This window comes from Terriglobales bacterium, assembly GCA_035651655.1.
Taxonomy (GTDB): Bacteria; Acidobacteriota; Terriglobia; order Terriglobales; family Acidobacteriaceae; genus DASRFG01.
The window spans coordinates 33066-52449 of record DASRFG010000017.1 but is presented as its reverse complement, the minus strand read 5'-3'; the positions used below and the strand labels follow the sequence as shown (position 1 = coordinate 52449).

Below are 19384 nucleotides of genomic sequence, written 5' to 3'. Positions count from 1 at the left end.
GGACCCAGGTCTTGTTCGTTCTACAAGTGCGGCCACCCAATTCGCTTTGCTGCTACGCGCCGCTCAGTTTAGAATCCACTTTCACGAAATTTCTTCGCTGAGGCCGATTGAAGCCGGTCATTGCTATCTATCCGGGCTCTTTTGACCCGCTCACGAACGGGCATCTGGATCTCATCGAGCGGGGCAGCAAGATTTTCGACGAGTTGATCGTGGCCATCCTGCGCAATCCGGAAAAGGAGGCCCTGTTCAGTCTGGATGAGCGCCTGGAGATGCTCCGGGCAATGACCAAGGGTCACGCTAATATCCGGGTGGATAGCTTTGACGGCCTGATGGTTGACTACGCGATGAGGGTGAACGCCAGCGCCGTACTGCGTGGCATCCGGGCGATAAGCGACTACGAATACGAGCTGCAGATGGCACTCATGAACCGCAAGCTGGAGCCGCGGTTGGAAACTGTGTTCATGATGCCTGCCGAAGCTTATTCTTACTTAAGCTCGCGCCTGGTAAGGGAAATTGCGACCTTGGGTGGCTCCGTAAGCGGCCTGGTACCCAACATGGTGGAAGAGAAATTACGCAAGAAGTTGCACCCCGCCATCAAACGGCGGGAACGCAGACAGAAAACGGGGAGATGACATGGCATCCACGACGGAAGCGCGACCGGTGACTACCTTCACAGAACGGATCGGCAGGATCGAAGTCTCCGCCACCATGGCCGTGGTCAGCGAGGCTGATAAGCTGCGCGCCCAGGGCATTGATTTGGTGGACTTTGGCGCCGGCGAGCCCCATTTCTCCACCCCGCAGCATATTAAAGAAGCTGCCATTGCCGCCATTCAGGCGAACTTCAGCAAGTACACGCCGGTCGGGGGCACGGCCGAGCTGCGTGACGCAATCGTGGCCCGCCACGCGGCGGATTTCAATTCGGGGTATCGCCGCGAGGAGGTCATGGCATCGGTGGGCGGCAAGCACGCGCTGTTCAATGCCGTTCAGGTGCTGGTGGACCACGGGGACGAAGTCATTATCCCGGTTCCGTACTGGGTGTCGTTCAAAGACATCGTTCGCTATGCCGGCGGCAAACCGGTTTATGTCGAGACCGACGAACGTAAGGACTTCGCGCTTACTGCGGAGATGATCGAGCGCGCCATCACCCCGCGCACCAAGGTGATCATCCTTAATTCACCGTCCAATCCTTCGGGGGCGGTTCTGAGTCCGGAAGACATGACGGCCATCGTCCGCATGGCTGCCCAGCGAGGCATTTGGGTAATCTCCGACGAGTGCTACGTCTATTTGAACTTCACCGGCAAGAGATTTTCCGTAGGAGCGTTACGCGAATTCCGCGACAACATGGTCATAATCGGCTCGCTCTCTAAGACTTACGCCATGACCGGCTGGCGACTCGGCTATTCATTGGGGCCGGCAGCGGTGGTCAGCGCCATGCAGAAGCTGCAAAGTCAGTCCACTTCTAACCCGACTTCTATAGTGCAGAAGGCGGCAGTCGCGGGGCTCAAAGGGCCGCAGCAGTGTGTGGAAGAGATGCGGGCGGAGTACATCAGGCTACGCGATCACGTGGTGGCGGGACTGCGTGGTATTCCGGGAATTGGCTGTGCCAAACCGGAGGGAGCCTTTTATGCCTATCCGAATATTTCGGCATTTTTTGGCCGGGGCGGACTCGATTCTGCTTCCCAGGTGGCCAACCGCCTGCTTCGCGAAGCCCACGTGGTAACCGTCCCAGGCGAAGGCTTTGGGACCCGAGAGCATGTTCGCGTCTCCTACGCCACCTCGGCAGCCGAAATTGACCGAGGGTTGGAGCGGATACGTAAGTTCTTTGCCTCCTTATAGCCAAGAATGCTGATCCTGCGGCAACTACTCTGCTTGGATTGAGCTTCTATACTTAGTGGACAGGCCTGCGCTAAGGCCAGCCGTGTCTCTTATCCCTAATGGCGGAACTATATCCACTTCTATTATTGCCTGAGTTCAGCCCCCGTCCGTGGGGTGCGCTCGACCTTTCTCCTATCTACAGCGGCCGCAAGTTCACAGAGAAGATTGGCGAGGCCTGGCTGACCGGGGACGAATGTCGGGTGGCGAACGGCCCCCTAGCGGGACAGCGCTTGGCTGACGTCTCCGCGAGGTACGGGCGCGACCTGGTCGGCAAGTCGGCGCGAGACGCGAATCAGTTCCCTCTGCTCCTGAAGTTCTTATTCCCACACGACAAGCTTTCTGTTCAGGTCCACCCGGACGATGAGTGCGCCCAACGCGTGGGTCAGCCTTGGGGAAAAACTGAATGTTGGTATGTGCTGGCTGCGGAGCCGAGGGCCCAGGTAGCCTTAGGACTAAAGCCGGGAACCACGCGGAACCAATTGCGCGAGGCCATCGAGCAGACCCGTGCCGAGGAATTGCTCAACTGGATTGACATCCATGAGGGCGAGATGATCTATGTGGCCGGGGGCACGGTGCACGCGATTTCGCCGGGATCCATCCTGGTGGAGACGCAGCAAAGTTCCGATACCACCTATCGTTTATATGACTACGGAAGGCCGCGTCCTCTGCATCTGGATCAGGGGCTGAACGCCGTGAAGGAACGCACTGGATCAGGCAAAGTGGTGCGCTCGTCAGAGGACACTCTCAGGACAAGCAACAATGGGAACTCCTCAGAGCTCATTACGTCGCCTTACTTTGTGGTGGATAAATTTGCGCTGAAGGAGCCGAAAGAATTCTCGGCACATGGCGGAGTAGACCACGCTTCGGTGCAGATTCTGGTTGCCTTGGAGGGCTGCGGCGTGGTGGAAGCCGAGGGCACGGAACCGGTGACGTTTGCTCGCGGTGATGCGGTCGTCATACCAGCATCCATTGACGACTACCGCGTGCGGCCGCAGTGGACGCTTGAGTTTTTGCGGGCCCGCGTGCCTTCGGGGCCGCTTCCCGAGCCTGTAACCAGGATTTGATTTACGATGGTCGCTTCGCATGAGTCGTCAGCAGCCGTGATTCGGCGCCAACACACGTGAAAAAAAACAATTTCTATCCTGTAATCCTGGCGGGAGGCCGCGGCACGCGTTTCTGGCCGCTCAGCCGCAAACGTCGCGCCAAGCAATTGCTCTCCCTCGACGGGAAGCGGAGCATGATCCAGCAGACCGTGGCAAGGCTGCGTCCTCTGGTCGGCCCGCGACATTTTTGGATCATCACTAACCAGGACCTGTATCGTGAAATTAACCGCCAACTCCCTGGCATTGACCGAAAACAAACCATCCCCGAACCTGTAGGCCGCAATACGGCGCCAGCCATTGGGCTGGCAGCATTTATCCTGCTACGTCGCGATCCTCAGGGCGTGATCGGAATGTTTCCTTCCGATCATGTAGTTGCGGACGAAAGCCGCTTTCGTGCTGTCCTTGCCAAGGGGGTTGAACTCGCGGCCGCGGGTGACAACATTGTGGTGATGGGCATCAAGCCCACCCGGGCGGAGACCGGGTATGGCTACATCGAAACTGGGCAGCGTGTTTCGCCCGACGTGTACCACGTCCGGCGCTTTACCGAAAAACCGAATCTGCAGCGCGCTGAGGAATTCCTGGCAGCGGGGAATTACTTCTGGAATAGCGGCATGTTCTTATGGCGGGCCAGCACTCTCGCCCGGGCTCTGAGGGAGCACCTCTCCGAAACCGCGCCCTATCTGGAAGAGATTGCCGCAACCTTCGGTACCTCCAAGTTTGCGAGCACATTCCGGCGGCTCTATCCGAAATGCGAAAACATCAGCATTGACTATGCCGTGCTCGAACCCCGCTCTGCCAAGGGGGAACATGCATCCAATCTTTTTTGCATTCCGGTCGAGGTGGGATGGAATGATCTGGGCTCCTGGGCGGCGCTCTACGAGTTCCGAGCGCCCAACCGGTCACGCACAGAAACGAATGTAGTTGATGCTGCGGGCGGCTTCGCTTTGAATGCGCGGGGCAACTTTGTGCACGCCCCCGGCAAGTTCGTGGCCACGGTCGGAGTGAGCGACCTGGTGGTCGTGGAAACCGACGACGCTTTGCTCATCACCACCCGTGAGCACTCCCAGGATGTGGGAAAAATAGTGAAATATCTGGACGACAAGAAAATGGCGAATCTGGTATGAGCCGACGATCAGGAAGTGAACAAATATATGGCTGAGATTAAATTCGGCACCGATGGATGGCGCGGCCTGATTGCCGACGACTTCACCTTCGACAACGTTCGCCGTGTCGCCGGTGCGATCGCCTCCTACGTGCTGAAACACGAGGATGCCCAACGCGGTGTCGTGGTCGGCTATGACACTCGTTTTGCATCACCACGCGCAGCCGAGGTTGTCTCCGAAGTGCTGGCCGGCGCGGGGGTGCCAGTCACGCTGGCCAACGACTACACTCCTACCCCGGCGGTATCTTTTGCAGTTCGGCAGCGAGGCGCAGCCGGCGGAGTGGTAGTCACCTCCAGCCACAATCCTTTCAACTGGAACGGAGTGAAGTTCAAAGCCAAGTTTGGTGGCTCGGCAACGCCCGCGATCATGAAGTTAGTAGAAGCAGAATTGCACTCCGGCGCGAGGCCCAAGGCGGCGGTTCCCGCCCGCATTGAGCGAACCGACCTGAAGGATGCGTATCTTTCAGCCATCTGCAAATTCGCCGACTTGCAGAAAATTGCCAAAGCCAATTTCAAGCTGGTGATTGACACCATGTACGGCTCGGGTCGCGGCGTATTGGCCCGCGCCTTCGATTCCGCCGGCGTGCGTTACATCGCCATCCGGGATGAGGTCAACCCGCTTTTTCCCGGCATCAATCCCGAACCCATTGAGCCGCACACCGCGATGCTTCAGGAAACCGTAGTGCGCGAGGGCTGCCACGCCGGTCTGGCTACGGACGGTGACGCGGATCGAATTGGCGCAGTCGCCGAAGATGGCAGCTTCGTGGATTCGCACAAAATCTTTTCCATCTTGCTGCGCTGGCTACTCGAGCGTAAGAAATGGCCAGGGGACGTGGTGCGCGCGTTTAATACTACCCGCATGCTGGACCGCATCGCCGCTCGCCACGGCCGCAAGCTGCATGAGACCAGCATCGGCTTCAAGTACATTGCTGACATTATGCTGGCGAGCGAGGTCCTCATCGGGGGTGAGGAGTCCGGCGGGATCGGATTCTCCCGCCACCTGCCAGAACGCGACGGAATTCTGAATTCGCTGCTGCTGGCGAACGTGATGGCCGATGAAGACAAAACCCTGGGCCAATTGGTCGCCGACCTACAGAAGGATTTCGGGGAACATTACTACGGCCGTCTCGACCTGCACATTCCCGATGACGTGAAGCAAGCCGCCATCGTGCGAGCACGAGGCGATCTCAACCGCCTTGGCCGCTACCCGGTGCTCCGCAAAGAAGGCCTGGATGGAGTAAAGTTATTTCTAGACGCGCCGACCAATGGCCAGGGCGCGGAAGCCTGGATCTTGTTCCGCGCTTCCGGCACCGAGCCGCTTTTGCGGCTTTACGCCGAGGGCGCCTCCCCCGAGCTGGTAAAGGAGATGTTGGGCAATGGTGAGGCGTTCGTATTGCAGCGGTCGGCGGCTTAGTTAATCTGATTCTCTGGCCCCTACTTATCGAATGACAGTCGTAGATTTGCAGAATTCCACCGACACACCCGAAGCGCAGCGCTACAACCGTATTCGCCGATACTTGGGGATTGCCGACGTTGCAGTCGGCCTGGGGGTACTGCTGGCGTTATTGATTACCGGCTGGACGGGCACCCTACGCGACATTGCCTATCAGGGCGCTCACCAGAATTACGTGCTCGCAGTATTTCTGTATGTGGCCGCGTTGATGGTGATCAGCAAAATTATCGGATTCGGCCTGGATTATTACGGCTTCCGGCTGGAGCACCGCTTCAAGCTCTCCAATCAGCGCTTTAGTTCCTGGCTTTGGGACGAATTCAAAGGCTGGCTTGTGGGATTGGTTCTGGCGGTCGTGCTGGTGGAGATCGTTTACTACATCATCCGCGCCTCGCAGCAGTACTGGTGGTTGATCGCTTGGGCGGTATTTATCGGATTCTTTGTCTTGATGGCGCAAATCGCGCCGGTGGTACTGTTCCCAATCTTCTACAAATTCAAGCCGCTGCAAAACCAATCGCTAAAGGACCGTCTGTTGCGGCTCAGTGAGCGCGCCGGAACGCGAGTACGCGGGGTCTATGAATGGAAGCTCTCGGAGAAAAGTAAGAAAGCGAACGCGGCGCTGACCGGACTTGGCAAAACGCGGCGCATCATCCTCGCCGACACGCTGCTTGAAGGCTACTCTGAAGATGAAATTGAGGCGGTGCTTGCCCACGAGCTCGGTCATCACGTTCACCGCCATATCCTGAAAAGCATCGGTATACAAGTCGCAGTAACCTTTGTGGGGTTCTGGGCAGCAAATGAAGTGCTGCGTTACGCGGTGAGCCACGGCCAAATGTTCATTGGACTGTCGGATTTCGCCAATCTTCCGCTGCTGATATTGGTCTCAACCATACTTTCATTGTTGCTCGTTCCGGTGCTGAATGCCTATTCGCGGCACAACGAGCGTGAAGCCGATCGCTATGCTTTTAACTCCATAGCCAGCGTGGAACCATTCATCTCGTCCATGAACAAGCTGGCTGACCAGAACCTGGCGGAGCGCACCCCCTCAAAGTGGGTGGAACTCTTGTTCCATTCGCATCCGCCGATCTCGAAACGTATCACCGCCGCCAAAGCTCACGGTCAGCGTACTCGAGTGCTGGCCCGTCGCTGATCGGCGCGCGCGGTCAGGGCCGCTTCGGCCCTGGCGAGATCCTCTTCCGTGTCCACCCCGATGGTGTCGTAAGGTGTTTCGGCAACGTAAATGGGAATTCCATTCTCCAGAAATCGCAACTGCTCCAGTCGCTCACTGCGTTCCAATGCGGACTCAGGCAGCGAACAGAAACGGTCGAGCGCCGCTTTGCGGTACGCATAAAAACCCAAGTGCTTGTAATAACGCGAAGCGCCGCTGTGGTCTCGATCGAATGGAATGGTGGCACGCGAAAAATAGAGTGCCCGCAGGTTAGCATCGGCGACAACCTTGACGGCGTTAGGATTGTTTACATCTTCCGGCGCGCATGGTGTGCACAAAGTCCCCACCTCCACCGCCGGATCTTTCATGCGCTCCAAAAGCGACGCAATGTGCTCCGGGCGCACCATCGGCTCATCGCCCTGGACATTTATGTAAACATCGGATGCCAATGATTCCGCAACTTCGTGCACGCGCTCGGTGCCACTGCGGTGAGTCGTGGAAGTCATCCGCGCGTGCAAATCCTTTTCCCGGCACACTGCCATGATTTCTTCCGAGTCCGTGGCCACCAGCACGTCGTCGAGGAGATCGCAGGCCCTCACTGCGCGATACACCTGGACCAGCATGGGCTCACCCGCGATGGTGCGCAATGCTTTGCGCGTAAGGCGGGTAGAAGCAAGACGCGCCGGGATGATGGCAACGGCTTTCATCGCAGAGGTCAATGTAACATTGTCCGCGAGCCATTCCACCCGCGGGCACGAATCCTGCAGGGCTGCGGGTGCCCCAAAACCGGATGTTAGAATTGATTCTCGTCTCTATTTTTGGGGGCGTAGTGGGCGGCGTAGCTCAGGTGGCTAGAGCGAGGGTCTCATAATCCCTAGGCCGTTGGTTCGAGTCCAACCGCCGCCACCAATTGTCTCAATCACTTCCGGCAATTTCTCATCAATGCGAGCTTCACGTGGTTGCGCTACCCAACTCCCGTGCAGCCATCCGAAGAACTCGTGGTCGAGCTTGATATGGGATGGTTTAGGAAAGTGGGGAAGATGAACCCCGGTGTGGGTGAGGCTGAACAGGTGATCAGTACGAACGGCTTGTAGAGCGATACCGCAGAGCTACCGCCCCCGAGCTGAACTCCAGCCGGCCCACGAGCCTCAAGTCAATATGCTTCGATAGCCCCGCGAACAACCTCGGCCCCTGGCCCACTAGCCTGGGCTGCACTACGAACTCGTACTCATCGATCAATTCTAGCTCCGCCAAGGCCAGCGGGAGCTTCACGCCTCCCACGAGCAATCCCTTACCCGACTCCCGCTTGAGCTGCCGAACGGCCTTCCCTAGATCCCCGCGCACGAGCTCAGCGTTCCAATCGACCCGGTCCAGGGTGCTCGATACGACGTACTTCTTTGCCGCGTCTATCGTCCGGGCGAAGGGTTCCATCCAATCAGGCCTCGCTCCCGCCCGCGCCGGCAGCCGGAACGCTGCCTCCATCATTTCGTAAGTCACCCGCCCAAAGAGGAGGGCATCGGCTTGCTCGAGGTTCTCGACCGCGTGACGATGCAACTCTTCGTCTGCGGGAATTGCACGATGATCGCAGCACCCGTCCAAAGTGACGTTGATGGAATACCGAAGGGGTCGCATTACAGAAGGGTACCTCCGATGGGATGGCATGCGCCATCATGCGGAGACCACAGCATTCGACCCGAGGTAAAGCGATCGCGGCCCTCGCGTTACAATCGGTTGAGTCCCTTCACGGCGGTAACACCGGGTCCAAATCCCATCGGGAATGCCACGAATCGGAGGAGTGTTGAAAGGACAGAACTCAGAACCACCGGTTTTGACGACGGCGTACACCGTTCCGAGTATTGATGAATACTTGCGTGAGCGGTTGATGCCCGTCGAAGGTGCGATTCCGCACATTCGCGGCATCGAGATGTTTGGCAATTCCATCCCTGCAGGAACTGTCGGTGGCGACCTTTTCGAGTACATCAATTTTCAACAGCGTTACGACATTACGGTGCGTATTCAGCGGGCCCAACGCCTAGCGAAGGAGTTTCTCGAGCCGCTTCCGCCAGGCGTCCCGGTGCGCAATTCGGTTGACGATCACGTGCAATGGCTGAAACAAACCCCCGACTACAGGCCCGAGATAGAGGCCGAGTATAGATTTGCCAGGAGCTCCGAGCAGTTGCGAGTGGCGGAGGACTTGCGCGAGCTTTGCTCGACGGCGGGTGTTCTGGTTGTGGACGCGGAGGGACACGGAATCATCTCAGCCAAGATTGCGTCTACGGTGCACGACACATTCCATGCTTTGATGCTCACCGAACTGGATCGCTACGGAAGAACCACGCCGGACCTTCTGGAAAACCTCAATCTGCGGCTGGCGCAGTCGGTCACCGCGCGTAACGCACTGGGAATGACCGAAAAAGAAAATGCGCGTGAAATCGCGACCATGCTATATGGCGAAGTACGGCCTGGCGGCCATTTTCGTTTCGTGAATTTTGGGCATCCTCCGCCGCTGGTGTTCTCGGCGGAGTATCGCAAATTCATGAACATAGGTGAAAGCCGCATGGTGCAATTCCTTGCGCTCGGGCTGCAGATCCCGGCAGATCATCCGGACCGTAAGAAATACTACTCCGTGAGCGTCCGGCACAAAGAGTTCGACCGTTCCGATGTCGCCGAGATCACGCTATTGAGCCCGGGAGACATTCTTGTTCTCTACACTGACGGAGTTTACGACGGCAGCGACAAGCAAGCACGCGAGCAACTTGAAGCGGTTTTGCGTGAGCATTACCGAGAGTCGGCTAAGGACATCTGCAATGCTTTGCTGGATCAGGCGATCAAGCAAGATGACGAACTCCGAGCGAACGGCGACGAGGCGTTGATTGACGACAAGACTGTGCTTATAGTCAAACGAACATGAAAACGCCGAAACTACTTATACCGTTGCTCCGCTCGGCGAGCGATAACAAAGGATGCCCAATCCCGTACCTGCGATAGTATCGTCTCCATTCTCAGTGGCATTTTAAGAAAATGATTACCGATTCCGACGGCGAACGCTTCCGGAGTGGCGCGGACAAGTACGCCGCCTACCTCAAGACGCCCGAGGGGAGATTGCGCCTCGACCTCGGCTTCGCCAATTTACAGGAGTTTCTCCCGCCGGCCACGCGGTCTTTGCTCGCTTTAGATATTGGCGGCGGTACGGGCACGACCGCGGTGCGCCTGGCCCGGCTCGGTTTTCACGTCACGGTGCTGGATGCGTCCATGCCAATGCTGGATTTAGCCACACGTGCAGCGCAGGAGGCGGGAGTAACAGAGAGGATTGCGCTGAAGCATGGCGATGCCAACCAATTGCCAGACTTGTTCCATGCCGACTCGTTTGATGTGATTCTTTGCCACAACATCCTGGAATATGTTGACGATCCATGTGCTGTTTTGCGCAGTGCGGCCCGCGCCTTGCGAGATACGTCCAGCATAATGTCAGTATTGGCGCGTAACCAGGCGGGCGAGGTGTTAAAGGCCGCAATACAAGATGGCGACTTGGCGGCGAGCGAACATAATCTCACTGCTGAATGGGGAAATGAGTCCCTGTACGGAGGAAGGGTGCGGCTGTTTACGGCAGAGGGCCTGCAAGCCATGCTGCTAAAATCCTCGCTTGCAGTAACTGCACGACGAGGCGTACGGGTGTTGTCGGATTACTTGCCGCCCAGCGTTTCGCGAGATGATGAGTACGAGCGGATTTTTGAGCTGGAGCGCAAGCTGGGCAAGCGGCCGGAATTTGTTGCCGTCGCCCGCTACACGCAATCCCTGGGACATCGCACCGTCCCGTCGTGAAGGACGTGCATGCATAACGTCACAGCCCAGTATTCGTCTTTCGGAACTCGCATGACGCCTGAGGCCGGTATTGCACTCGGGCTAGGTCTTACGAACGAGTGTAATCTCGCCTGCTCGTTTTGCTACCGCGATCCGACTCGCACCGATCGTCTCTCCCTGGATCAAGTTAAGGCAGTCATGGAACGCTTGCCCATACGCTCGGTGAATCTCGGCACCGGCGAGAACGGCATGCATCCGGACTTCAAGGCCATACTGGCCTATCTGCAAACGAAACCGGTGAAGCTCACCATCACTTCCAACGGCCATAGTGTTGCTGTTCTGGAAGACGATGAACTGCGCGCCTTCCATGACATTGAATTCTCTCTCGATTACCCAACGCAAGCCAAGCAGGATGAACAGCGGGGTGAGGGCAATTGGACACTTATCCATGCGCAGGCAGAACGGTGTCTGCGGCTGTATGTTCCTGTAACCATCGTTGCCGTGATGATGAAGTCAAACTACTTGCGTTTAGCGGATGTGGCACGAGTAGCCAAACCGTTTGACGCGCCTTTGCGAATCAATGTGTACCAAGCCGTGCGATCGGACGTCTATGCTCTGAGCTACGAAGAGTACTGGCAGGGGTTTCGGCGCCTTTTCGAAGAGACCGACGTGATTGCTATTGGCGAACCGCTGGTTCGCGCAATGGTGGGACTCCCACCGCTCCGGGGCGGTTGCGGCGTGAGCACCGTACGGGTGACACCACGAGGCACGACGCAACCGTGCGTCTATTGGCCGGGTTCAGGGGAGCCGCTTTCAGCCTTGATCTCTGCAGGGGACAACATCCTGAACTCAACGCCTTTCGAGCACGCACGGACACTTCCTCAAGCGTGCGAGGCTTGCGAGTTCCGTGAGCCGTGCCACGGCGGATGTGCCGGACGGCGACGCTTGCAAGGCGCACTGCTACAGCCTGACTTTTATTGCCCGATCGTTCGGGGTGAGCGCCCACGCCTCGAGATCCGCATGGCCGCTAACCGCGATCTGCCCAAGATAAGTAGTTCCTGCACCACGGTTGTGATTGCCAGGTAGTCTGATTCGCCTGCCGCTTATTTCGCGTTCACCCACGTATCCGAGCCCGCGACCTTGACCGCCACATCCGAAAGGAAGATGTGCAGGGGCTTGCCATCGGCTTTGCCGCGGTGCTCGGTTGAAATCAGCAGAGGCCCTGCCTGTTTGTAGCCTGTCCAGTTGACAGTGACGAGGCTCGGCTTCTTGGGGCCGCCGCGGTGGTAAACCATTTGCTGAACGCGGTTGTCTCTGCCCACATAGAGATCCCAGGTATCGCCAGGCGTATAACCTCCAGCCTCCTGAGGATATTTCACAGACACCAGCGTGGCCGAGCCGGCGCTCATCGGTAGTTTATGTCTTCCTTGATCGGTCACGGTGGCGCTGGTGTCCCAATAAGCATGCAAGGGGAACAGAAGCCAGTAGTTGTCGTTGACGAAAGCCGGTTCGACTTCATTCTTGATGTTGTCTGGCTGGCTGCCGAGCTGGGAGCTCATGTAACTGACCTTGACCGGCTTGCCGTCTTTATCCTTCCCCTCGAAGGAGATCTTGCCGGTCTTGGGCTCCCATTCCCACGCGTGCGCCAGTTTGAAGATTCCGGGAATCTCCCCATTCCACGTGTAGCGGATGGCATCAATTTGGCCATACGAATCCAGGCCATAGGCCTTGGCAATCTTTTCGAGAATCGGCGGGCGCTGTTGCGCCCAGGACATTCCAGCAAGGATCAGTACCACAAAACCCGCAAGACAAATCAGCTTTGCGCGGACATGTGCCATGGCGGTGGCTCCTCGGTGAATTGAAAGGACTCAGTGTAGATGATGGGCAAAGGTTTGTGGATACAAGAATCCGGGAATTTCTCTGTGCTTGTGCTCTGCGACTCGGCGATACAGGTCATTGGTAATTCCGGTGTACAGCGTACGGGAAGGATTGGTGACAATGTAGACGTAGTAGGACTTCCCTCCGGACACAAGCGTCCCTTCTGGGGAGAGAAAAACCTAGGTCCCTCGCTGCGCCGCTTCGCAAGCTCAGCGTTGCGACGCTCGGGATGACATTGGGAAGGGATGGATTTGGTGGAGACAGAAGGCTTGTCAGGACTGCTAGGCCTTTGTGCTATTTCGCCATTTCCCCATAAATAGCTATTTCGCCATTCCCCGTAAATAAATGTCATCCCGAGCGTAGGGCGACTGAGCTTGCGAAGGAGCGCAGCGAGGGACCTAGGTTTCAAGCGAAGGAAATCCGGGCGAGATCATGTTGACGCGGACACCCTTTGGCCCAACTTCGTTTGCAAGGCCTTTGTTGTAGGTATTGAGAGCGCCTTTTGCCAGTCGTCGTCAGAGAGGGCTTTGTATCCGCCGTTCGGAGCATCTGATCCCCCGACATTGTTCACTAAGACGTCGAGTCCACCCCACTGGTGCTGAATGCGGCTGATTACACGGAAGCGCAACTCGTGCTGAGAGCTTTGCTACTCGTGAATAACGGCAATCCCGAAGCCATCGTTGGCACTTTCTTGTTTGCCTACGAACTGTCCCGGACCCGTTTTCATCGGAGATTCCAGACATTGTGGCTTTTAGTCATCAAGCAGACCACGCGAATAAAGGCCCTCGTACGTCGCTATGTCGTCACCTCGATCAGGTGCTACAGTTCGAAAAACTTCGGCTGCAAACGCAAAGGGGGCAAGGCCGTTTGCGGTGATCACGTTGCCGTCCCTCACAGCGCGCATCTTCTGGTAAAGCTGATGACCTTTATATTGCGGTACATGTTTAGGGATAAAGCCATTCCCATTACTCGTATGACGATGGTGGTCAAGAAGCCCCGCATGTGCCAAAGAGAGCGTCGCCCCACAGATCGCCGCTACTGGCCTGCCCGCCGCTGCAACAGCCCTTATGAAGGCCGTGACCTCTTTCATTTCTCCGCGCATCCAGGCATCCCCGCCTGGAAGGATCAGAATATTTGTAAATTCCGGCTGGGCGTCGGCGATGGGAAGATCCGGAAGAATGTTCAGCCCGCCCATACTTTTTACTGGATCTCTTGTAAGCCCGACAACCTGGACGGAGAATCCGAAGGTTCGGCGCAGCTCGGCTAATACGGACGCGGGTTCCCAATCCGCAAAGCCGTCGAAGACGAACAGGCATGCTGTTTGGGCATCCATACGATGTTACCTATCCCGGAGCAAGAGATTTTCTTCATTGTCTCACCAATGTGGTCGGTCCGATGACGGGCCAGGTTACTGTTCCTCGATAACGGGCAAGCAGAAAGTAACCGAATTACTTCCGGGTTGCCGACATTCGGGAGTCAATCAGTCCAAAGTGTGCCATGCTCGCTGGGCAATTCAGAACACGGACGTTTCATTTCAAGCCTATAGCTAAGGGATGCTTTGGCTGGTACAGGCCAACCAAGCCACCACCGGGAAGGCGCATCCTGGTAATCGAACCCCATCGCGCTTCCTGAACTTCAGAGCACTTAACATCTTTCTTCGCCAGGCAAGCCATCTCGGCTTTCAGGTCGTCGCAAATGAAATACAGTTCGTGAGCGCCATTCTTATCGGAGGGATGGAATGCAGCTTCTCCTGGCGGGAGCGCGAAGACCAGCCACCCATGACCCGCATCCACGGATTTGAACCCAAGAACGTCGCGGAAGAATGTACGGTCCGCCTCGGCGTTTTTGCTGTAGACAACTATATGCGCGGCTGAAATCATTTTGCCCCTCCGAAAACGCTTTGGGCCGTCAAGCGTTCGCAGGCTGATACTCGCCCTCGCCCTTCTCGACGTGCCTCCAGTTTAGTTTTTCCAGAGCAAAAAAAGTGCGGAGTCCATTCACTCCGCACAAGGCTTATCGCAATTTGCGTGCTAAGCTGCGACTAGGCTGCTTTTGCCAGCTGGCGCAATGATCTGAAGCTCGCGCGCATCTCTTCTGAAAAGAGTTGCGGCTGCTCCCAGGCAGCAAAGTGCGTGCCTTGGTCGAGCCTATTGTAATGGATGAGTTTGGGATACGCCTGCTCTGCCCAACGCTGTGAAACGGTATAGATCTCGTTCGCAAAGACGCTCACCGCAACCGGGATGCGGACGCCCTTAGGCGCGAAAATTCCCAACTTGTTTTCCCAGTAAAGACGAGCCGAAGAGACCGCCGTGTTGGTTAGCCAATAGAGTGTGATGTTGTCGAGAATGTCATCTCGCGTGAGGCCTTCAGTTTTTCCGTCGAAGACGCGTGCGATCAGCTGGTAGCTGCGCACGTCGTGATCGATTATCCACGCCGCAAGGCCGATGGGTGAGTCCGCAATCCCGTAGAGCGTTTGCGGGTGATTCGCCATTTCCAGGAGATAGGCGAGGCCGTGCTTATAGAAGAAAGCAAGCCGGTCATACCCTTCGCGCTCTTCGGTTGAAAGACCGGGCGGCGGCGGAGCCCCGGTAAAGGCCGCCGTGTCAACTTCGGTGGGAACCGCGCCAGCCATGTTGGTGTGGATGCCGAGCAATTCCGGAGGCGCTTGTAGGCCCATCATATCCACAATAAGCGCACCCCAATCGCCGCCTTGCGCCACGAATTTCGTGTACCCAAGGCGCTTCATCAACACGGTCCAGGCACGCGCTATGCGCTCGGGGCTCCAGCCGGTAGCGGTGGGCTTACCTGAATAGCCGTAGCCCGGCATGGAGGGAATCACCAGATCGAAAGCATCAGCCGCGCTCGCGCCATGTGCCGTAGGATTGGTGAGTGGATCGACAATCTTCAGTTGCTCGATGACCGAGCCCGGCCATCCGTGGGTTACGATGAGCGGCAACGCATTTTCATGTTTCGACCGAACGTGAATGAAATGGATGTCGAGCCCATCAATCTCGGTAATGAATTGCGGCAAGGCGTTGAGTCTTGCCTCGCACTTACGCCAATCGTGTTCCGTTCCCCAGTAGCGCGCGAGCGCCTGAATCGTCGCTAACTGAACGCCTTGGGATTCATCCGTGACAGTTTCCCGTTCTGGCCACTTTGTAGCATTGATGCGCCTACGCAATTCGGTGAGTTCCTCCTGCGGAACATTCACCTGGAACGGACGAATCGCAGTCTGGTCAGATGTCTGCGCGCTGGCTTTCTGTGTAGCGATGGTTTGAGTCATGGTGTCCTCCTTTCGTGCAATTGTGGATGTTTGATTTGACATCGAGGAGATTCGGCGTACACGTCCTCCCGTCTTTCGAGGGCACATTGTACTCCCGAGTTCGTAAAGTGTTGTTAACGGGCGATTGCACTCAACCCGGTCAACGAGGGTAATCGCGAGGGGCTCGTCTGAGTCGGCGCAACCAGAGAATTGCACCCGCCATTGCAACGCATCCGTATTCCAGCAGCATTACCCAACCGGGAAGCGCCCCCCACGGACGCCCAAGTGCGCGCAAGTGCCACATGATGTAAGTGGGGGCAATGCTCACGGTCCAGATGATGATCGGCAGCGTCGAGGCCGACACCAGAAATGGCAGCAGCCAGAGAAGATACCAGGGGAATACGACGGGTGCGAACAAAAGAGATGCTGCCATGGGCCAAGAAAAAATGGGCCAGACAAATACGTCGGAAGACGACTTGGGCACCGCGCGTCTTCTTAGCCAGCTGGCAGTCGCTAATCCGACGAGCACTGCCAGCCCGGCTAGCAACGGCGGAGGCGCCACTCTATCGAGAATCGCGAACACGGGACCATTAAAGCGAAAGCCCCGCAGATACGCACCGAGCGAGCCGACCGGAATGCGGCCGTGATCAAGAAACGGGACATACAGCAGTGCGACCACGGCAGCCGCCAGCGCAGCGTCGCGAATGCGAATCCGCTTCCAGTAAAGGGGCAGCAGTACAATCGGCAGGAATTTCACCGCAACAGCCAGGCCAAACGTCAGGGCTGCGGCCGCACGCCAATTGCGCGCGAGCGCGGCGACAGATATCACCAACAGCAGCGCGCCCAGAATGTCAATGTGGCCGCTTCCCGCCACCTCAATGGCCAACAATGGGTTCCAGGAGAACGCCAGAGCCAAGTGCGCCGCCTTCTGGTTAGAACGCAGCACATCGAGCAAAACGAAGACAACTGCGAACTCGCAAACCACGAATGCTACTTTCAGCGCGAATGTCGATTCGCGAATGGCGGTCACTGCGCGAAAAAAAAGCTGGGCTCCTGGTGGATATGGGCTCGGCAGATCGGGGTTGTTCAAGTTACGGGTTTCCGGCGTATGCAGGCCCTTAACCGCAGGATCGCTGGGAAGGACAAGATAGGGATTGTAGCCTAGCCTCTGCAAGCGGCCATCCCAGACATAGCGATGAATATCGTCATCGGCGCCCGAGGGCAGCCGAAGAAATTCAATGTGCCACGCCGCAGCCAGGACCAGCCCAACCACGACAACGCCTCGGGACAACTTTGGTGCAGCGAAAAACTCGCGGACCGCCAAGAGGTACACCATGCCCGCAAGCGTCAAAGAGGCCATGAAGTACGGCCCCCCTCTATCGCCGAAGTTGCGTGCGCAGATGCTCAGCGCCACAAGCAAGATGGCGCCGAGTAAGTACACTCTCCACGCGGGGGTGATCTTCACATTTCTCCGCTGCCGGTCCGTAATTTTGCCGCCCCAAGCTCCCACTCTTTAAGCCACATCGCTGTGCGCGGCGCTCTCGCCGGAACCAACCGCAACTCCTCTGCCAATCGGGTGAGGTCGTCAACTACATCAATATCGTAAAAAGGAGCTGCGAAACCTACGGAGAGCTCGAGAGCTCGTGCGCGCGATAGGAGTCTCTCCAGCGCGCTACTCGTGCCCATTCCGTCGTGTGCGAAAAGCGTGGGATGAAAAACTTTGGCTCCGACCAGATAGTAGCCACCGTCGTACGTTGGCCCGACGGCTACGTCATGCGCCGCGAGGGTTTCGAAGGCCTCTTCGAGAACGGAACGCGGCAGATGCGGGCTGTCGCTGTTGAAGGCGATGGTGCGTCGCTGATGACCTTCTGCGAAGTGCGCGAACACGGAAGTCAGGCCGGCAGCTAGACCCTTGCCCTTCTGCGCAACTACGCTCGCTTGCTTGCCTGCCAACTGCGCCAGCTCGTCTACGTCCGACTCCGGGCACATGATGGCAACTTCCACATCGCCCAATGACCGCGTCAGCGCCAACGTGTCCTGTAGAAGACAGCAATAGAAGGAGGTCACCGCCGCAGGAGAAAGACTGGAAGCCAGGCGGGTTTTAACCTCGCCGGGCCTGGGCGCTTTCGCCATGATTACCAGCACACGGTCACTACCTGACCGCGCGGCGGTGTCGCCGGGAGATTTCATAAAATTCTGACGCGGAGCTACGCTGGCCGTGGTGTCGCGGCTCTGCGGTGACGGAAATAATACAGCGCTATCAAGCTGAGAATGAACCAGCCGGCGCCGACCGTGCCCTTCAGCGTGCCGCCGATCTTCGATCTTCCGATACGCGGATGGTAGCTCACAGGGACTTCAACCACGCGGAAGCCAGCGAGGGTACCTTTGAGAATCATCTCAACCGCCCAGCCATAGGTGGTCTCTTCGAGGGCGAGCGCGTGAAGTACATCGGCGCGGCCAGCGCGAAACGGGCCGAGATCGCTGATTTCCAGTCCATAGAGAAGCCTGATCAGGCTCGCGGCGAGACGATTACCAAACACCTGATGCCAAGGCAACGCTCCCGCAGAAGGCCTTTTCTGCAGACGCGAACCGAGCGTGATGTCAGCGCGTCCCTCAATAATTGGCGCTAAGAGAATCGGAAGCTCAGAGGGGCGATCGCTGTAATCGCCATCCAGGAACACAACCACGTCAGGAGAATTGGCCGCGGCCAGACCGGTAAGGCAAGCTCGCCCATAGCCGTGGCGCGGTTCCTGAATGACACGGGCTCCCATGCTTGCGGCGATCTTGGGAGTCCCGTCATTCGAGTTGCTGTCTACAACGACGACCTCGGTGACGAGATCGGAAGGCAGATCGGCAAGCACACGGCCAATTGCCTGAGCTTCATTATGGGTAGGAATGATGATGGAGACTCGCACGTGGACTTGGCCCAATCACCACCACGGAGAAGATGGCCACCGTTGCGCGAGCCACGCGTCAACGCCCCATCTCCGGCCAGCACGTCCGATGGCCAGCCCGAGCGATGCGAGCACCGGAACCAGCAGTTCCCATATCCACGAGGTGCCCCACTCCGATACCCAAAGGCTCGCAAGATACAGGAACGCAACGAAAGCAGCCGGGCGCGTGAGCAGACCGATGACCAGCAGGACTCCGAGTGAGATTTCTGTGAGACCCTGCAGAGGAGCCGCAATGGCAGCATGGCTGGCCGCCTGGGCCATCACCGCTTTCCAGGCAGCTGGGGAGTGGCTCGCTTTTAGGTAGTAATTGATCAGACCTGCGTAACCCGCCGCGGTATACAGGCCTTTCCCAAGATTCTCGAAAAAGACCCACACGAACATCGCCCCGATCGTCACGCGCACGATGGCCAGACCGTTTGCTGCCTCGGGCTGCGGGGTCACGGCGGTTGCGTCACTTCGCATTGAGGTTGCGCTGGTTGTCATGGTGAACCTCGTCCAATGGATGCTATACCAGGTTAGTATTCGTTAGCTGAAATCTTGTCTCGTCGGGAAAGCGGGAGCCTGATCTGTATAGGACCAGCGCGGCGGTCTTACCTGTCCGCGAATCATAAAGATGATGACAATCGTGGGATTTCGACTGGGGCTCGGGGATTCGGGACTCACCCGGATCCCTGCTATGAGGTTCCGCCCTTTTCCACCTGGTGCTCCGCTAATTAGGCGACCGAATGGGG

Annotated in this window: 20 protein-coding genes and 1 tRNA gene; 10 read left to right on the top strand and 11 right to left on the bottom strand. The window is 57.5% G+C overall.

Annotation, left to right across the window (positions count from 1 at the left end; translation table 11 throughout):
* Window positions 1-107: 107 nt before the first annotated feature.
* The 6 genes from coaD (at window position 108) to VFA76_07295 (ending at window position 6740) form a co-directional block, all read left to right on the top strand.
* Window positions 108-632 (top strand): pantetheine-phosphate adenylyltransferase, encoded by a 525-nt coding sequence (gene coaD, locus VFA76_07320; GenBank protein HZR31647.1) that lies wholly within the window; start codon window positions 108-110, stop codon window positions 630-632.
* Between the two features lies 1 nt (window position 633).
* Window positions 634-1836 (top strand): pyridoxal phosphate-dependent aminotransferase, encoded by a 1203-nt coding sequence (locus tag VFA76_07315; protein ID HZR31646.1) that lies wholly within the window; start codon window positions 634-636, stop codon window positions 1834-1836.
* A gap of 98 nt (window positions 1837-1934) precedes the next feature.
* Entirely contained in the window at window positions 1935-2939 is a 1005-nt protein-coding gene (locus VFA76_07310) for a type I phosphomannose isomerase catalytic subunit (protein ID HZR31645.1), read from the top strand.
* A gap of 56 nt (window positions 2940-2995) precedes the next feature.
* Window positions 2996-4102: a mannose-1-phosphate guanylyltransferase gene (locus VFA76_07305; protein ID HZR31644.1), complete on the top strand. Its 1107-nt coding sequence runs from the start codon at window positions 2996-2998 to the stop codon at window positions 4100-4102.
* Window positions 4103-4129: 27 nt separating this feature from the next.
* The gene (locus tag VFA76_07300) at window positions 4130-5554 is read left to right on the top strand and encodes a phosphoglucomutase/phosphomannomutase family protein (protein ID HZR31643.1); all 1425 of its coding nucleotides are present in this window, start codon (window positions 4130-4132) and stop codon (window positions 5552-5554) included.
* A gap of 31 nt (window positions 5555-5585) precedes the next feature.
* Window positions 5586-6740, top strand: coding sequence for a M48 family metallopeptidase (locus VFA76_07295; GenBank protein HZR31642.1), 1155 nt, complete (start codon window positions 5586-5588; stop codon window positions 6738-6740).
* On the opposite strand, the gene kdsB is transcribed toward VFA76_07295, so the two are convergent.
* Entirely contained in the window at window positions 6710-7465 is a 756-nt protein-coding gene (kdsB, locus tag VFA76_07290) for a 3-deoxy-manno-octulosonate cytidylyltransferase (GenBank protein ID HZR31641.1), read from the bottom strand. The genes VFA76_07295 and kdsB overlap by 31 nt on opposite strands.
* 125 nt (window positions 7466-7590) lie before the next feature.
* On the opposite strand from kdsB, the gene VFA76_07285 reads away from it, so the two are divergent.
* Window positions 7591-7667, top strand: a tRNA-Met gene (locus VFA76_07285).
* Between the two features lie 165 nt (window positions 7668-7832).
* Here the strand turns inward: VFA76_07285 and VFA76_07280 are convergent.
* On the bottom strand, window positions 7833-8390 hold the full coding sequence (locus VFA76_07280; protein HZR31640.1) for a dihydrofolate reductase family protein: 558 nt from the start codon (window positions 8388-8390) through the stop codon (window positions 7833-7835).
* A gap of 166 nt (window positions 8391-8556) precedes the next feature.
* Between VFA76_07280 and VFA76_07275 the strand changes: the two genes are divergently transcribed.
* The 3 genes from VFA76_07275 to VFA76_07265 all read left to right on the top strand — a co-directional run bounded on the left by VFA76_07275 (window position 8557) and on the right by VFA76_07265 (window position 11645).
* A complete protein-coding gene (locus VFA76_07275) occupies window positions 8557-9669 on the top strand; it encodes a PP2C family protein-serine/threonine phosphatase (protein ID HZR31639.1) in 1113 nt (370 codons plus the stop codon).
* Window positions 9670-9779: 110 nt separating this feature from the next.
* Complete coding sequence (locus tag VFA76_07270; protein HZR31638.1) at window positions 9780-10580, top strand: methyltransferase domain-containing protein; 801 nt, start codon at window positions 9780-9782, stop codon at window positions 10578-10580.
* A 9-nt stretch (window positions 10581-10589) separates the two neighbouring features.
* Window positions 10590-11645, top strand: a complete 1056-nt coding sequence (locus VFA76_07265) for a radical SAM protein (protein ID HZR31637.1) — start codon at window positions 10590-10592, stop codon at window positions 11643-11645.
* Between the two features lie 17 nt (window positions 11646-11662).
* On the opposite strand, the gene VFA76_07260 is transcribed toward VFA76_07265, so the two are convergent.
* From VFA76_07260 to VFA76_07220, 9 genes are all read right to left on the bottom strand, one after another.
* Window positions 11663-12397, bottom strand: coding sequence for a hypothetical protein (locus tag VFA76_07260; protein HZR31636.1), 735 nt, complete (start codon window positions 12395-12397; stop codon window positions 11663-11665).
* Window positions 12398-12427: 30 nt separating this feature from the next.
* Window positions 12428-12589, bottom strand: a complete 162-nt coding sequence (locus tag VFA76_07255) for a GIY-YIG nuclease family protein (GenBank protein HZR31635.1) — start codon at window positions 12587-12589, stop codon at window positions 12428-12430.
* A 599-nt stretch (window positions 12590-13188) separates the two neighbouring features.
* On the bottom strand, window positions 13189-13770 hold the full coding sequence (locus VFA76_07250; protein HZR31634.1) for a type 1 glutamine amidotransferase family protein: 582 nt from the start codon (window positions 13768-13770) through the stop codon (window positions 13189-13191).
* A gap of 196 nt (window positions 13771-13966) precedes the next feature.
* On the bottom strand, window positions 13967-14317 hold the full coding sequence (locus VFA76_07245; protein ID HZR31633.1) for an extradiol dioxygenase: 351 nt from the start codon (window positions 14315-14317) through the stop codon (window positions 13967-13969).
* 161 nt (window positions 14318-14478) lie between these two features.
* Window positions 14479-15720 (bottom strand): epoxide hydrolase, encoded by a 1242-nt coding sequence (locus VFA76_07240; protein HZR31632.1) that lies wholly within the window; start codon window positions 15718-15720, stop codon window positions 14479-14481.
* A gap of 139 nt (window positions 15721-15859) precedes the next feature.
* Window positions 15860-17164, bottom strand: coding sequence for a glycosyltransferase 87 family protein (locus VFA76_07235; protein HZR31631.1), 1305 nt, complete (start codon window positions 17162-17164; stop codon window positions 15860-15862).
* A complete protein-coding gene (locus VFA76_07230) occupies window positions 17161-17889 on the bottom strand; it encodes a TIGR04282 family arsenosugar biosynthesis glycosyltransferase (GenBank protein ID HZR31630.1) in 729 nt (242 codons plus the stop codon). Before VFA76_07230 ends, VFA76_07235 begins: the two co-directional genes overlap by 4 nt.
* 17 nt (window positions 17890-17906) lie before the next feature.
* Entirely contained in the window at window positions 17907-18614 is a 708-nt protein-coding gene (locus VFA76_07225) for a glycosyltransferase family 2 protein (protein ID HZR31629.1), read from the bottom strand.
* Between the two features lie 15 nt (window positions 18615-18629).
* The gene (locus VFA76_07220) at window positions 18630-19136 is read right to left on the bottom strand and encodes a DoxX family membrane protein (protein HZR31628.1); all 507 of its coding nucleotides are present in this window, start codon (window positions 19134-19136) and stop codon (window positions 18630-18632) included.
* Window positions 19137-19384: the final 248 nt, after the last annotated feature.